The sequence below is a fragment of the Ruegeria sp. BG11 genome (assembly GCF_056538565.1).
Window position 1 is genome coordinate 61,457 of record NZ_JBQFTH010000003.1, and the last position, 14,987, is coordinate 76,443.

Genomic DNA, 14,987 nt, shown 5'->3' on the forward strand with positions numbered 1-14,987 from the left:
CAACTGGAAGGCCCGGCGAGGAAATCCGCCGGGCCGTCTTACCTAAAGCGCGGCGTGGAACAGTTGCGTCAGGCTCTCTTTCGTCAGCTCAATCGGATTGCCCCCGCAGGAAGGGTCAATGATCGCGCCTTCGACCAGCTCGGAAATCCGATCCTCAGTCACACCCAGTTCCGACAGCTGACGCGGAATCCCAAGCGCATCGTTGAACTCCTGCACGAAGGCGCGGAAGCCATCGAAACCGCCCTCGATCCCCAGATAAGCGGCAGCCTGTTGGAACCGATCCGCGATGGCGGGTGCGTTGAATTCCAGCACTGCGGGCATGCAGACCGCGTTTGTCGTGCCGTGATGAGTGTTGAATACTGCGCCAATCGGATGGCTCATGGCGTGGATCGCGCCGAGGCCCTTCTGGAAGGCTGTGGCCCCCATCGCCGCCGCGCTCATCATCTGCGCGCGCGCCTCAAGATCAGTGCCATCCGCATAGGCGCGCGGCAGATAGTCCTTGACCAAACTCATGCCCTCAAGCGCGACGCCTTGACTCATCGGGTGGTAATGCGGGCTGGAATAGGCCTCGACACAATGGGCAAAGGCGTCCAGCCCGGTGCCTGCGGTGATGAATTTCGGCATACCCACGGTCAGTTCCGGGTCACATATCACCACAGTGGGCAGAACCTTTGGGTGAAAGATGATCTTCTTGGCGTGGGTCTCGGAATTGGTAATGACACTTGCGCGCCCCACTTCGGACCCGGTTCCGGCAGTTGTCGGCACCGCGATGATCGGCGCGATGACATCTGCATCCGCACGGGTCCACCAATCCCCGATATCTTCAAAATCCCAAACCGGTCGCGTTTGACCCGCCATGAAGGCAACCATCTTGCCCAGATCCAGCCCCGAGCCGCCACCAAAGGCAATCACCCCGTCATGCCCGCCCGCATTGTAGAGGGCGACTCCAGCATCGAGGTTCTTTTCATTCGGGTTCGGGTCCACATCGCTGAACAGACCCCGACCCAGACCAGCGGCCTCAAGAATATCCAACGTCGCCGTCGTGATTGGCAAATCGGCCAACCCCTTGTCCGTCACCAGCAGAGGGCGCTTCATCCCTGCCGCCGCGCACGCCTCGGGCAGTTCCTTGACGCGGCCAGCACCGAATTTGATCGCGGTCGGGTAGGACCAGTTTCCAACAAGGCTCATGATGTTACCTTCTTCAAATGGTAGGATTTTGGACGGGTCAGGTTGTGATACCCAATGACCGACAGGCCACCACCCCGCCCTGTATTCTTGCAGCCAGTCCAGCACAGACCCGGGTCCAGATAGTCGGCCCGGTTCATAAATACAGTGCCCGTTTCGATCTGATCGCCCACTCGCGCGGCCCGGTCCACGTCACGGGTCCACAGGCTGGCGGTCAAGCCGAATTCGCTGTCATTCATCAGCGCGATGGCCTCTTCGTCCGACGACACTTTCATAATCCCAACGACCGGCCCAAAACTCTCATCCCGCATCACGCGCATATCATGGGTGACATTGGTGAGAATCTGAGGCGTCAGATAGGCACCACCGTCATCCTCGGGGAATGTCTCGATGTGGGCCACCGCGCCATCCGCCACAGCCTCGGCAATCTGAGCGCGCACCTCATCGGCAAAGCGCACATTGGCCATCGGGCCCAGCGTCGTCTCAGGGTCCAGAGGATTGCCTAGCTTGTAGCCGTTCACAATCTCGACCGCCTTCGCAACGAAACCGTCGAAAAGACTTTCATGCACGTAAATCCGCTCAATCCCGCAACAACACTGACCCGAATTGAACATGGCACCGTCGATCAAGGTATTCACGGCGGCATCCAGATCGGCATCCTCCATGACATAGCCCGGATCTTTTCCGCCAAGCTCGGTTCCAACGCCAGTGAAGGTGCCAGCGGCTGCACGTTCCATCGCCTGCCCGCCGCCGACCGAACCAGTGAAGTTCACGAAATCAAACGCATTTCCGGCAATCAGATCATTGGTCACATCGTGGCTGAGGAAGACATTCTGAAACACATCCTCGGGCACACCGGCCGCGTAGAACGCCTGCGCCATCCTCTCGCCCACCAACAGCGTCTGAGTGGCATGTTTCAGGATCACGGTATTCCCAGCGATCAGCGCCGGAGCCACCGTGTTGATCGCCGTCATATAGGGATAGTTCCAAGGGGCCACCACAAAGACCACCCCATGCGGAACGCGCTTGATGTACCGCCGAAACGTCTCATCCTCGCCCACCGCAATATCAGCAAGCGAGCTTTCAGCAATCTCCGCCATATGGCTAGCGCGTTCATTGAACCCACCAAATTCACCACCATAGCGTACAGGGCGGCCCATCATATGCGCAAGCTCAGGCACGATCTCATCATTCATCGCACCAACAGCCGCCACACCGGCCATTACCAGATCAACCCGCTCCTGCAAGGACCGCGCCGCCCAAGCCGCTTGCGCGGCGCGCGCCAGACCCGCCGCCGCGAACGCCGCGTCCCGAGATAGCACCTCCCGCTCCGCAAAAACCGACCCATCAATCGGCGAGACACATTTCAACATCTGCCCCATAGTCACTCCATTTTCCGAATAAACAGGATCCCTGCTTCATCTGGCTAAAAATATCCCGGGGAGCGTGAGGGGCTGGCCCCTCACTCCCGTCCTTTACGCGCGCTCAAACCCACGGGCAACTTCCCAATCGGTCACCACACGCGCAAATTCTTCGATCTCCACCTCAGCGGCCCGAGCGTAGTGATCCACCACCTCATCTCCCATCGCTGCGCGCAACATGGCTGAGCTACGCAAAGCGCCAAGTGCCGCGCCCAAGTTGCCGGGGATCATCCCCGTATCGCCCTGGTAGACGTCGCCGGTTGCCGCAGGTTGCAATTCCAGTCCCTCTTCAATGCCCGCAATTCCCGCCGCAAGCATACCGGCCATCACCAAATAAGGGTTCATGTCAGAACCGGGGATCCGGCATTCCACCCGAATGGCCTTGGTCCCATCTCCACACAGGCGGAAGCCAGCCGTGCGATTGTCTACGGACCAAATGATCCGTGTCGGCGCAAAGGTGCCCTTCATGAACCGTTTGTAACTGTTGATGTAAGGGGCCATGAAATACGTGTAATCCGGGGCATATTTCAGCAGGCCAGCCAAGTAGCTTTTCATCACATCCGACATGCCAAGCGGATCATTCTCATCGTAGAAAGCAGGTGCGCCGTCCTTCCACAGGGATTGATGCACATGGCTGGAACTGCCGACCTTGTCGTGATGCCATTTCGGCAGGAACGTTGCCGCATGACCATGCTGCCAGGCGATCTCTTTCACCGCATTCTTGGCGATTGAGTGGTACTCGGCCGTGTCCATCGCTGGCGCGTATTTGATGTTCAGCTCTTCCTGCCCGGTTTCGGCCTCACCTTTCGAGTTCTCAACCGGTATTCCCGCATCCCACAAATGGTTGCGGATCGGACGCATCACATGCTCTTCCTTGGTGGTTTGGAGGATATGATAATCCTCATTGTAGCCGGAAATCGGCTCAAGATCGCGAAAGCCGTTTTTGCGGATTTCGTCGAAACTCTTCTCGAAAAGGAAAAACTCCAGTTCCGTCGCACACATCGCCTCATAGCCCATGGCCTTCAAGCGGTTGACCTGCGACTTCAACATCGCCCGTGGCGCATGCGGCACCTCTTCATGCGTGTGATGGTCGAGGATATCGCACATAACCATCACAGTGCCCTCAAGCCACGGCACCGGGCGCAGGGTCGAAAGATCGGGCTTCATGACGTAGTCGCCGTAGCCCCGCTCCCAACCAGTCGAGGCGTAGCCACCCGGTGTGCCCATCTCAAGATCTGTAGCCAGCAAGTAGTTGCAGCAATGGGTTTCTTCCCACGCGCCCGCTACAAAATGACCCGCGTGAAAGCGCTTGCCCATCAGACGGCCCTGCATGTCGACAAAGCACACCAGAGCAGTGTCTACCTCACCCGCTGATACCTGTGTTTTGAGATGTTCGAATGTAAGTGTCGCGGTCATTCTGCCCCCTCCTTCAAATTCCTGATGGCGGGCCACGGCAACGCCAAAATCTCAAATGCTACCGTGGCGACCTGTGGCCGCGAACGCAACAGATCATTGCGACGTTTCGGTATGAGATTTCACAATCTGCGCCTTAGTGCCTGCAAACGCTGAAAAGACGGACGCGTGGTAGTAACCACGAGGCCTCAGACCTGCGGCTTGCGCGCGACGATCCAGACGGGATGATAGCTGAGAGAGACGCCGTTTTCGGTCTGAAACCGGCGTGTGTACTCTGCCTCGAACAGGGCGAGTGTGGATTTGGTCCAGACGCTCTGCGCGCGCCCGTTGACGCCGGTCTTACGCAGGTGGCGCAGAACATGGCGCGGTGTGGGGAAGTACGAGGGTCGCAGGGCCTCTCCTGTCGAAAGGACCTCCAATTGCACCCCAACGGCGGCGGCCATTTGATCGGGGCTGCACAAACCGGGGGCACGGGCCGAGGTGCCGATTTGACTGAGTTCCCTGTATTGTTGCGGCCCAAATCCCGAAATCACCAACCAGCCGCCCGGTGCGAGGGATCGCGCCGCCCGTTCCAAAAGCGCCTGCGGGTCTTCCATCCACTGGATCATCGACGCCGAGGCAAAAAGATCTGCCTTCTCGGGCCAGTTGACCTGCCGCGCATCGTCGCAGATGAACTTCGCACCAAGCTCATCTGCCGTTTGGCCGGCTTCTGGTGCGATATCATTCAAGGTGAGGCTGTCAAAACGGTGGGCCTTACACAGAAGCCGCGTGAAATGCCCGGTTCCGCAACCCAGCTCAAATCCACGTTCAAACTTTGCCGGGGCGCCGTGTTGGCGCATCTCTTCCACCAGTTTCTCGGCGACCCAGGCCTGTTGGCAGGCGGTGTCGTGATAGCTTTGAAAGCTGCGGCTGAAGCTACGCTGAACCCGGTCCGAGAGTTGCACTGTCATGCCAGCCACTCCGCCCAGCTTTGACCCGCGCGGAACGGGACATGAGGACCTTCGATCGTTCGAACCCTATCAGCGCGTGAAGCCCATGCGGCCTGTTGCGCGTTTGTTGGCACGATGCGGTCGCGGGTGGGAATCCAAATACGATCAAAACCCGGATCTTCAGCTGGGCCACGATCGATCACCGCAAGTAACTCGGCCCGAGCGGATGGGATATCCAGATCGTCAACATCACCGCTGAGGCCCGCACGGCGGCAGAATTTGGCAAAGCTGGCCTGAGACAATTGATCTGCAGTCGCTCGGATCATATCGGGTGCGATCCCATGCTCGGCACTTGCAGGGTTCAGCGTCCCGCTGACTGCAACCAAGCGATCTGGGCGCATCCCCGTTTCGTTCAGCCAATGCGCGGCCGAGGCGACGCCGAAAGAGAAGGCCAGCAAGTTTACGCGATCGAACCGCGACAAGTCTGGCAGCGGGTCATCCAGCCGGTTATAACCCTCAACAAACAGCACATTTTCCCCACCTGTGAGGCAGGAGAACGGCGCAGGACCCAACCCCCATCCCCCGAACACGAGGATCAGATCGGGGCTATCCGAGCGTGCCAGCCAGTGATGCCTCATCCGGCGCCTCCGGCGAGATCGACCATGGCGGCAGTCACTAGACTCAGCTTATCTGGCGAGATGATGTAGGGCGGCATGCAATAGATATTGCGCCCAAACGGACGCAGCCAGACGCCTGTTTTTGGGGCGAGGCCATGGGCCACGGCAGGGTCGACACGGTCCTTCATCTCGATCACACCGATGGCGCCCAGAACCCGCACATCCGCCACGTCGGGCAGGTCACGAGCCGGAGCGAGTTCGACCTGCATCTGGTGCGCAATCCCCGTGACCTCGGCCCGCCAGTCGCGTTGGACGAATTGATCGAGGCTGGCAACACCTGCCGCGCAGGCCAGAGGGTTGGCCATATAGGTCGGGCCATGCATCAACACACCGGCCTCGCTTTCGCCGATGCCGCGCGCAACCGCCTCGGTCGCGATGGTGACAGCCAGAGTGACATGCCCTCCGGTCAAAGCCTTGCCGAGGCACAGGATGTCCGGCACCACGTCTGCGTGATCCATGGCAAACAGCTCGCCACTGCGGCCAAAGCCCGTGGCGATTTCATCGAAAATCAGGAGAACATCATACGCGTCACACAGCGCCCGCGCACCCTTCAGCCAGTTCGGGTGGTAGAAATACATGCCACCCGCACCCTGCACGACAGGCTCCAGGATCAGCCCTGCGATCCTGTCGCCAATTTCGTCCAAAAGCTGTTCGAGCGCCGCTAGCCCGTTTTCGACGGGATCCTCCGACCAGTCCTGATCGAAAAGGATGGTCGGGCGCGGCAGGAAATGCTGGATGGACAGAGCACCCTTGAACAGTCCGTGCATCCCGTTCACCGGGTCGCAAACGCTCATCGCTTTCCACGTATCGCCGTGATAGCCGCCTCGGACGGTGGCGAACTCTGACCGCGCGCCGCGGCCTTTGGCGATCTGGTACTGCACCGCCATTTTCAACGCGACTTCGATGGCGACCGAGCCGCTGTCACTGTAGAAGATGCGATCCAGACCGTCGGGTAGCATTCCGATCAGCCTTAGGCCCAGCTCGACTGCGGGCGCGTGAGTCAGGCCTCCGAACATGACATGCGGCAGTTGCGCCAGTTGGGCCTGCATCGCCTGGATAATGGCCGGGTGACGATGGCCGTGAACGGTACACCACCAGGATGACATGGCGTCGATCATCTGCCCACCGTCCTCACGCGTCAGCCAGACGCCCTCGGAGCCGGTGATCAGATGCATCGGGCCGGGATCCAGCACGTGAGTGTAGGGGTGCCACAGGTGGCGGGCGTCAAATTCCAGCGGGGTCATAGAGCCCTCCGGATCGCATCAAGGTCGATGGTCTGGAACGCATCCGCCAGATTTTCACGGGTCAGATCCGAGAGATAGGGTAGACGTCCCAAATGCCGGGGCTTGCACATCTGCGCGATGGTTTGTTCGACCTCTGGCTCGGGGTCGCCAACGAAGGCAACGCCAACAACCTCGCACCCCGCATTGCGTAGGGCCATAAGGGACAAAGCCGTATGGTTGATCGTACCAAGCGCCGTGCGCGCAACCAGAACCACCGGGGCTTGCCATTGCGCGAAGAGGTCCAGATAGAACGCCCGCCGGTTCAGAGGGACCATCACCCCTCCTGCCCCTTCAACGACCAGAGGGCCATCGACCTGCGGCAGCGCCAGTTGGGCAAGGTCAATCTCGACCCCCATATCCTCGGCGGACAGATGCGGCGAGGCGGGCATGTTCAAACGGTAGGCCTCAGGCAGCACTTCGGCCCCGGACAGGTCGCGCACGATGTCGGTATCGGTTGCATCCTCAAGCCCGGATTGCACCGGCTTCCAATAGGTGGCTCCAAGGGCGGCGGTCAGACCTGCGGAGTAGACAGTCTTGCCGACGCCCGTGTCAGTTCCGGTGATGATCAGCGCGCTCATGCGGCCTCCGATTGATATGCCGCTAAGGCTTTGAACAGGGACGATATATCGGCGCGATCCACGTTGCCGGTGATGGAAATCCGCAACCGCGATGTCCCAAGCGGTACGGTTGGCGGGCGGATGCCCTTGACGTCGAACCCTTGCGTTTGCAAGCCCTGCGCCATCGTCATCGTACGCGCATCATCGCCCAGAATGATCGGAATGATCTGACTGTTGAGCGCAGCCTCGGGTATCCCAATTGCGCGCGCCGAATCATGGGCATGGCCAATGCGCTCTTGGGCGGCGTCGACCAGACCTGTCTGAGTAGCCAGCGCCGCGAGGGCCGCACGAACCAAAGCAGCATTCAGAGGCGACGGCGCGGTGGCAAAGATGAAGGGGCGTGCGCGGTTGATCAGCGTGTCGATCATGACCTTCGGGCCGCAGACCAACCCACCGGCTACGCCCAGACCTTTGCCGCAGGTGTGCAGCGTCAACAGAGGACAGTCGAGGTCATGCGCCAGTCCCCGTCCCTGAGGTCCGAACACGCCGGTCGCATGGGCTTCGTCTACGACCAAAACGGCGTCCTGTTCCCGCGCCAAACCCGCCAGATCGGAAAGAGGGGCAAGATCCCCCTCCATCGAATAGACGCTTTCAACTGCGATCCAGATTTGGCCTGAGCCTCCCTCGGCCAGCCATTCCTGCACCTTTTCACGCGCGTCCGCGATATCGTTGTGTCGAAACGACCGCTGATCGGCCCGGCAAGAGCGCATGCCCTCATGCGCGCTGGCGTGAACCAGAGCGTCATAGAGAACCAGATCATCGGCCGCAGGAAGGGTTGCGAAAATCGCCTGATTGGCCTGAAACCCGCCACCCATGAACAAGGCAGCCTCGGCCCCGAAGAACGCGGCGGCCTCGGCTTCCAGCGCTTCATGCGCGGCGTGGTTGCCGCGCAATAGCCGCGAGCCGCCAGAGCCAACCGGAACACCGCGCGCCAAAGCCTCTTGCGCGGCTTCTTGCAGAAGCTGCGATCTGGCGAGGCCCAGATAGTCATTCGACGCGAAATCCAATCCCGACGAAGGCGTCAGGACCCGGCGGCGATGCCGGGCCTGCAAGTTGTCGAGCATGGATTCGAGCCGAGCAGCAGCCTTCATTCAGCGGCTTCCCGGCCCGCCTGATCGCCGGCTTTCTCGGCCTGTAGACCAAGTTTGGCGAACAGGACCATATCGGTGTCCTCTTCGGGGTTTTCGGCCGTCAGCAGTGTTTCGCCAACGAAGATCGAGTTCGCACCGGCGAAGAAACACATCGCCTGCATCTCGTCGCTCATCTCGCTGCGGCCTGCAGACAGGCGAACGTAAGAGGTTGGCATCAGGATACGCGCCGTTGCGATGATGCGCACAAAGTCGATCGGGTCGATCGGCTCGGCATCGGCCAGAGGTGTGTCGGCCTGCGGCATCAGCATGTTGATCGGAACCGAATCCGGCGCAGGCTGAATATTGGCCAGCGTCAGCAGCATGTCGATGCGGTCGCCTGTATGCTCACCCATGCCCAAAATGCCGCCGGAACACACCTTGATCCCCGCTTCCTGCACCCGGTTCATCGTATCGATCCGGTCGGCGAAGGTGCGGGTCGTGATGACCTCGGAGTAGTAGCGCTCGGACGTGTCGATATTGTGGTTGTAGTAGTCCAGCCCGGCGTCGCGCAGCTGCACGACCTGAGTGTCGTCCAGCATGCCCAGCGTCATGCAGGTTTCCATTCCCATAGCCTTGACGCCTTCGACCATCGCGACCAGAGCCGCCATATCGCGCGCCTTGGGCTCACGCCAGGCAGCGCCCATGCAGAACCGCGTCGCGCCACCATCCTTAGCCTTCTTCGCCTCGGCCAGAACACGCTGCACCTCGATCAGTTTGGAGGCAGGCAGGGTCGAGCCATTGCGGGCCGATTGCGAGCAGTAAGCACAATCCTCGGCGCAGCCTCCGGTTTTGATCGACAGCAGTTTCGAGGTCTGGATCTTGTTGGGATCGAAATGCTCACGATGGACGGTTTGCGCCCGGAACAGCAGATCCATCAACGGGAGATCATGAACAGCTTGCGCGGATTTTTTGGTCCAGCCGGAATGGGGGATGATCATTTTATCTATAAAACTCTCGGCAGCTTGCGTTGCGTCGAGTTTATTATCTACAAAATGTCACGACGCAACCCGGCAGGCATCACAAGTTCAATATGACGCATCAATTCGCTGATCGCTGACCGAGGCTCTATCCCAGAATCCCCGGCAACCGCAGCCCATGTTCGCGGGCACAAGCCTTAGCATCCTCATACCCCGCATCCGCGTGGCGCCACACACCCGAGGCCGGATCGTTCCACAAAACCCGCTCCAACCGTTTGGCCGCCGCATCGGTGCCATCTGCGCAGATCACAACACCCGCGTGCTGGCTAAAGCCCATCCCGACCCCACCGCCATGGTGCAAAGACACCCATGTGGCGCCTGAGGCCGTATTCACCAGCGCATTCAGCAACGGCCAGTCCGAAACAGCGTCCGAGCCGTCCTTCATCGCCTCGGTCTCGCGGTTGGGTGAGGCAACGGACCCGCTGTCGAGGTGATCGCGGCCAATGACAACCGGGGCCATTAGTTCTCCGGTGCGGACCATTTCGTTGAAGGCCAGCCCAGCCTTGTGGCGATCCCCAAGACCGATCCAGCAGATCCGTGCGGGCAGGCCTTGGAAGGCAATACGCTCCTGCGCCATGTCGAGCCAGTTGTGCAGATGCGTGTTCTCGGGGAACAGCTCTTTCATCTTGGCATCGGTTTTGTAGATATCCTCGGGGTCGCCAGACAGGGCGCACCAGCGGAACGGTCCGACCCCGCGGCAAAACAGCGGACGGATATAGGCCGGCACGAAACCGGGGAAAGCAAAGGCATTCTCGAGCCCTTCATCCTGCGCCACTTGGCGAATGTTGTTACCGTAGTCCAGCGTCGGCACGCCCGCGTTCCAGAAATCGACCATCGCAGCGACATGTTGCTTCATCGAGGCACGCGCTGCGGTTTTCACCGCTTGGGGATCGCTTTCGCGTTTGTCCTTCCACTGCGCCATGGTCCAGCCCAGCGGCAGGTAGCCGTTTACCGGGTCATGGGCGCTGGTCTGGTCAGTGACGATATCAGGGCGCATGCCACCGGCCTGCATCCGACGGTAGATCTCGGGGAAGATCTGGGCAGCATTGCCCAGCAGGCCGACCGATTTCGCCTCACCCGCCTTGGTCCAGCGGTCGATCATCTCGAGCGCTTCGTCCAGCTTTTCGGCCTTTTCGTCCAGGTATTTGGTGCGCAGGCGGAAGTCGATGCTGTCCGGATTGCATTCAACAGCCAGACAGCAGGCCCCGGCGAAAACCGCCGCCAAGGGCTGAGCGCCACCCATTCCACCCAAACCGCCGGTCAGGATCCACTTACCGGTCAGGTCGCCGTCATAGTGTTGACGACCGGCCTCGGCGAAGGTCTCATAAGTGCCCTGAACGATGCCCTGCGTCCCGATATAGATCCACGAGCCAGCAGTCATCTGGCCGTACATCATCAGACCCTTCTTATCGAGCTCGTTGAAATGATCCCAATTGGCCCAATGCGGCACGAGGTTCGAGTTCGCAATCAGCACCCGAGGCGCATCTGTATGCGTTCGCACAATGGCCACGGGTTTGCCGGATTGCACAACCAGTGTCTCGTCTTCTTCCAGATCCTTGAGGCTGGCCACGATCGTATCAAAATCATTCCAAGTCCGGGCCGCGCGCCCGATGCCGCCGTAAACGACCAACTCATGCGGGTTCTCGGCCACGTCCGGATGCAAATTGTTCATCAGCATCCGCAGCGGCGCTTCGGTCATCCAGCTTTTGGTGTTCAACTCTGGCCCGGTGGGAGGATAGATATCACGGGTGTTCTTGCGAGGGTCGGTCATGATGCAAGCTCCAATGCTGTGTCTTGGACGGCGTCCAGAATATCGAATAGCCAGCGGCGCAGACGGTCGGCTTTGCGGTCGTCATAGGACCATGGCGGGCGCTCGGTTGTAAGGTAGGTGGATTGCGCCAGCTCCATCTGAATAGCGTGCAACCCTTCGGCCGGGCGGCCATAGTGGCGCGTCGTCCAACCGCCTTTGAAACGACCGTTCAAGACGGTGCTGTAGGGTGATGAGGCGGCAAACTCATCGGCCGCTGCCTCGATCTCCGGCGCGCAGGTCGTGCCGTTGTTTGTCCCCAGATTCATATCGGGCAAAACCCCGTCAAACAGGTACGGAATGGTGCTGCGGATCGAGTGGCAGTCGTGGAGGACCGCAATGCCGTAGATCGCTCGGACCCGCTCCAGCTCGGCTGCTAGCGTCGCGTGGTAGGGCGTGTGAAATGCGGCGAGGCATTCCGCAATTTCCTCATCGGATGGCGGCTGATCCCAGATGCCATTCCCATCGAAATCGGTCAGCGGAACCAGTGTGGTCGTGTTCTGACCGGGATAGAGCGACACGCCCGACGGATCGCGATTGGCATCAATCACATAGCGGTGGAAGGTCGCGCGGACCGTCGTCGCCCCGGGCAACAACCCGTCGTAGAGCGTGTGGATGTGCCAATCCGTATCCGTCAGCGCCCTGCCCCGCTTGTTCAGCTTGGTCTGAATCTCTGGCGGCACATAGGTTCCGGTATGGGGCAGACCCAGAACGATGGGGCTATCGCCCCGGGTGACCTCAACCGGATCCGTCACGCGCCCAGCTCCGGCATGGCAACACGTGTGCTATGCGCGATCTCGCCACTGGAAATAAGGGTCGAGGCCGCCTCGATATCCGGCGCGGTATAGCGGTCGTCCCCCAAAGGCGGCACCACAGCGCGTAACCGGGCCATCACGTCTTGTAGCGTCTCACTGGTGGGCAATGGCGCGCGGAATTCGATCCCTTGCGTGGCGCAGAGCAGCTCTACCCCCAGAATACGTTCCAGATTGGTGACCATCTGCCTCAGACGCCGCGCGCCGTGGGCCGCCATTGAGACATGGTCCTCCTGATTGGCCGAGGTCGGCGTCGAATCCGTCACGCAGGGGTTGGCGAGATGCTTGTTTTCGCTCATCAAAGCCGCCGTCGTGACTTCGGCAATCATCAGGCCCGAGTTCAGCCCCGGATTGGGGGTCAGGAAGGGCGGCAGATCAAAGCTGAGCATCGGATCGACGATCAGTGCGATGCGGCGTTGGGCTATGGCTCCGATCTCGGCCACGGCCAGCGCGATCATGTCGGCGGCGAAACCAACTGGTTCGGCATGAAAGTTACCGCCCGAGACGATCAACCCGGCCTCGGACAGGACCAGAGGGTTGTCGGTGGCGGCGTTCGCCTCAAGTTCAAGCGTCGTGGCGGCCTGTCGGATGACATCCATTGCCGCACCGACGACCTGCGGCTGGCAGCGGATACAATACGGGTCCTGCACGCGGGTATCGCCGTCGCGGTGGCTTTCGCGGATCACCGATCCGGCAAGCAGGGCACGCATCGTGGCTGCGGCCTCAATCTGGCCGCGATGTCCTCGAAGGCTGTGGATTTCAGGCTGCAACGGCGCGGTGGACCCCATGATCGCGTCTGTGGTCAGTGCCGAGGTGACCAGCGCGTTCTGGGCCGCTTGCCACGCGCCAAACAGGCCCGCCAAAGCAAAAGCGGTCGAAAACTGGGTGCCGTTGATCAGCGCCAGACCCTCTTTCGGGCCAAGCCCCACCGGCGTCAGGCCAGCTGCCGCCAACGCCTCAGCACCCGGCAAGACCTCGCCGCCATATTCGGCCTCACCCTCGCCCATCATGACAGCCGCCATATGCGACAGCGGCGCCAGATCACCAGAGGCCCCGACCGAGCCCTGCGCTGGGATCACAGGCGTGACGCCCTTGGCCAGCATAGCCTCGAGAAGCGTGATCAACTCCAGCCGCACGCCCGAGGCTCCGCGCCCGAGGCTGAGTAGCTTCAGGACCATCATCAACCGTGCATGCGCCCGCGGGATCGCAGGGCCGACGCCGCAGCAATGCGACAGGATCAGATTGCGCTGCAAGGTCGCCGTATCCTCTGCCGCGATCTTGATACTGGCTAGTTTGCCGAAGCCTGTGTTGACGCCGTAGACTGCGGCCTCACCCGCTGCCGCATCCGCGATGCGCGCGTGGGCAGCCTTAATGCCGGGATGGCAGGCTGGGTCGAGCTGCACAGCACATTCCTCACGGAACACCTGCTCCAACTGCGCCAGAGAAACAGCGCCGGGCGTAAGGGTCAGGGTGGTCAAACTGCGCCTCCGAAAATGCGAGTGTGTAGCGGGTTGAAGCCGATGCGATAGGACAGCTCGGCCGGGTGAGTGACGTTCCAGATCGCCAGATCAGCGCGCATGCCGGGTGCGATCTGGCCGCAATCGCGCAAACCCAGCGCGCGGGCGGCGTTGAGGGTCACGCCTTTCAGTGCCTCTTCGGGTGTCATACGGAACAGAGTGCAAACCATGTTCATTGCCAGAAGCAGAGAGGTCATCGGGGCCGAACCCGGATTACAATCCGTCGCTAAAGCCATCGGGACATTGTGCTTGCGCAGCAGATCAATGGGCGGAGATTGCGTTTCGCGCAGGGTATAGAAAGCACCAGGCAGGATCACACCAACCGTGCCAGCGCGCGCCATCGCCGCTGCGCCCTCATCATCGAGATACTCGATATGATCCGCTGACAGTGCCCCATAGCTGGCCGCCAACTTTGCGCCGCCGAGATTGGACAGCTGTTCGGCGTGGAGTTTGATCGGCAAGCCAAGTTCACGCGCCACATCAAACAGCGGCACGAGTTGGTCGGGCAGAAAGGCAATCCCTTCGCAGAAGGCATCCACCGCATCAACCAGCCCCTCGGCATGGGCGGCCCGAAGGGTTGGAATGCAAACCTCAGTTATATATTCGTCCGGATTGCCCTTGTACTCCACCGGCACGGTATGGGCGCCAAGAAAACTGGTCACAACCCGCACCGGACGGTGGTCTTGCAAAGCCCGCGCGGCGCGGAGCATGGTCAATTCGGTCTCGCGATCCAAGCCGTAACCGGATTTCACCTCGATTACCGAGACACCTTCGGCGAGCATCGCATCCACGCGCGGCAGCGCCTGAGCAATCAGGTCGTCAAGAGTGGCGGCGCGCGTGGCCGTTACCGTCGAGATAATGCCGCCTCCGGCGCGGGCGACCTCTTCATAGCTCGCCCCATTCAAGCGCATCTCGAACTCGACCGCGCGGTGGCCGCCGTGGATCACATGCGTGTGGCAGTCGATCAGAGCGGGTGTCACCAGACGGCCTGCACAGGACGTCTCAGACAACCCGGCACAGGCTTCGGGCAATGCGGCCTGCGGCCCAACCCATGCGATTTTTTCGCCCTCGATCACGATTGCCGCTAACTCGATCACCCCATAAGGCGCGCCATTCTCCACCATGGTTGCGACGCTCAGGTTCTTCAGGATGTGGGTTGTGGGCATTTGATTCTCGCAGTGGATGCAATTCTCTCTTTTCTAGTACATTCCATTATGTT

General features: G+C 60.6%; 13 protein-coding genes. All 13 read right to left on the minus strand.

Annotated elements, in window-relative coordinates; all coding sequences use genetic code 11:
• Window positions 1-42 precede the first annotated feature (42 nt).
• Entirely contained in the window at window positions 43-1,188 is a 1,146-nt protein-coding gene (locus ACR0JF_RS06385) for an iron-containing alcohol dehydrogenase (RefSeq protein ID WP_170472519.1), read from the minus strand.
• Window positions 1,185-2,567: an aldehyde dehydrogenase family protein gene (locus ACR0JF_RS06390; protein ID WP_170659297.1), complete on the minus strand. Its 1,383-nt coding sequence runs from the start codon at window positions 2,565-2,567 to the stop codon at window positions 1,185-1,187. The genes ACR0JF_RS06385 and ACR0JF_RS06390 overlap by 4 nt, the downstream gene beginning before the upstream one ends.
• 93 nt (window positions 2,568-2,660) lie before the next feature.
• A complete protein-coding gene (locus ACR0JF_RS06395) occupies window positions 2,661-4,022 on the minus strand; it encodes a glutamine synthetase family protein (protein WP_170659298.1) in 1,362 nt (453 codons plus the stop codon).
• A gap of 185 nt (window positions 4,023-4,207) precedes the next feature.
• Window positions 4,208-4,969, minus strand: a complete 762-nt coding sequence (locus ACR0JF_RS06400; RefSeq protein WP_170659299.1) for a methyltransferase domain-containing protein — start codon at window positions 4,967-4,969, stop codon at window positions 4,208-4,210.
• A complete protein-coding gene (locus tag ACR0JF_RS06405) occupies window positions 4,966-5,586 on the minus strand; it encodes a pimeloyl-ACP methyl esterase BioG family protein (RefSeq protein WP_170659300.1) in 621 nt (206 codons plus the stop codon). The genes ACR0JF_RS06400 and ACR0JF_RS06405 overlap by 4 nt, the downstream gene beginning before the upstream one ends.
• On the minus strand, window positions 5,583-6,869 hold the full coding sequence (gene bioA / locus ACR0JF_RS06410) for an adenosylmethionine--8-amino-7-oxononanoate transaminase (protein WP_170659301.1): 1,287 nt from the start codon (window positions 6,867-6,869) through the stop codon (window positions 5,583-5,585). The genes ACR0JF_RS06405 and bioA overlap by 4 nt, the downstream gene beginning before the upstream one ends.
• Window positions 6,866-7,486, minus strand: coding sequence for a dethiobiotin synthase (bioD, locus tag ACR0JF_RS06415; RefSeq protein ID WP_170659302.1), 621 nt, complete (start codon window positions 7,484-7,486; stop codon window positions 6,866-6,868). Before bioD ends, bioA begins: the two co-directional genes overlap by 4 nt.
• Window positions 7,483-8,616: an 8-amino-7-oxononanoate synthase gene (locus ACR0JF_RS06420; RefSeq protein WP_170659303.1), complete on the minus strand. Its 1,134-nt coding sequence runs from the start codon at window positions 8,614-8,616 to the stop codon at window positions 7,483-7,485. The genes bioD and ACR0JF_RS06420 overlap by 4 nt, the downstream gene beginning before the upstream one ends.
• On the minus strand, window positions 8,613-9,593 hold the full coding sequence (gene bioB, locus ACR0JF_RS06425; RefSeq protein ID WP_170659304.1) for a biotin synthase BioB: 981 nt from the start codon (window positions 9,591-9,593) through the stop codon (window positions 8,613-8,615). The genes ACR0JF_RS06420 and bioB overlap by 4 nt, the downstream gene beginning before the upstream one ends.
• Window positions 9,594-9,720: 127 nt before the next feature.
• Entirely contained in the window at window positions 9,721-11,403 is a 1,683-nt protein-coding gene (gene hutU, locus ACR0JF_RS06430) for a urocanate hydratase (protein ID WP_170747522.1), read from the minus strand.
• Window positions 11,400-12,194 carry an N-formylglutamate deformylase gene (gene hutG / locus ACR0JF_RS06435; RefSeq protein WP_170659306.1) on the minus strand — a complete coding sequence of 265 codons (795 nt, stop codon included), beginning with the start codon at window positions 12,192-12,194 and terminating at the stop codon, window positions 11,400-11,402. Before hutG ends, hutU begins: the two co-directional genes overlap by 4 nt.
• Window positions 12,191-13,729 carry a histidine ammonia-lyase gene (gene hutH / locus ACR0JF_RS06440; RefSeq protein ID WP_170659307.1) on the minus strand — a complete coding sequence of 513 codons (1,539 nt, stop codon included), beginning with the start codon at window positions 13,727-13,729 and terminating at the stop codon, window positions 12,191-12,193. Before hutH ends, hutG begins: the two co-directional genes overlap by 4 nt.
• Entirely contained in the window at window positions 13,726-14,934 is a 1,209-nt protein-coding gene (hutI, locus tag ACR0JF_RS06445; protein WP_170659308.1) for an imidazolonepropionase, read from the minus strand. The genes hutH and hutI overlap by 4 nt, the downstream gene beginning before the upstream one ends.
• Window positions 14,935-14,987: the final 53 nt, after the last annotated feature.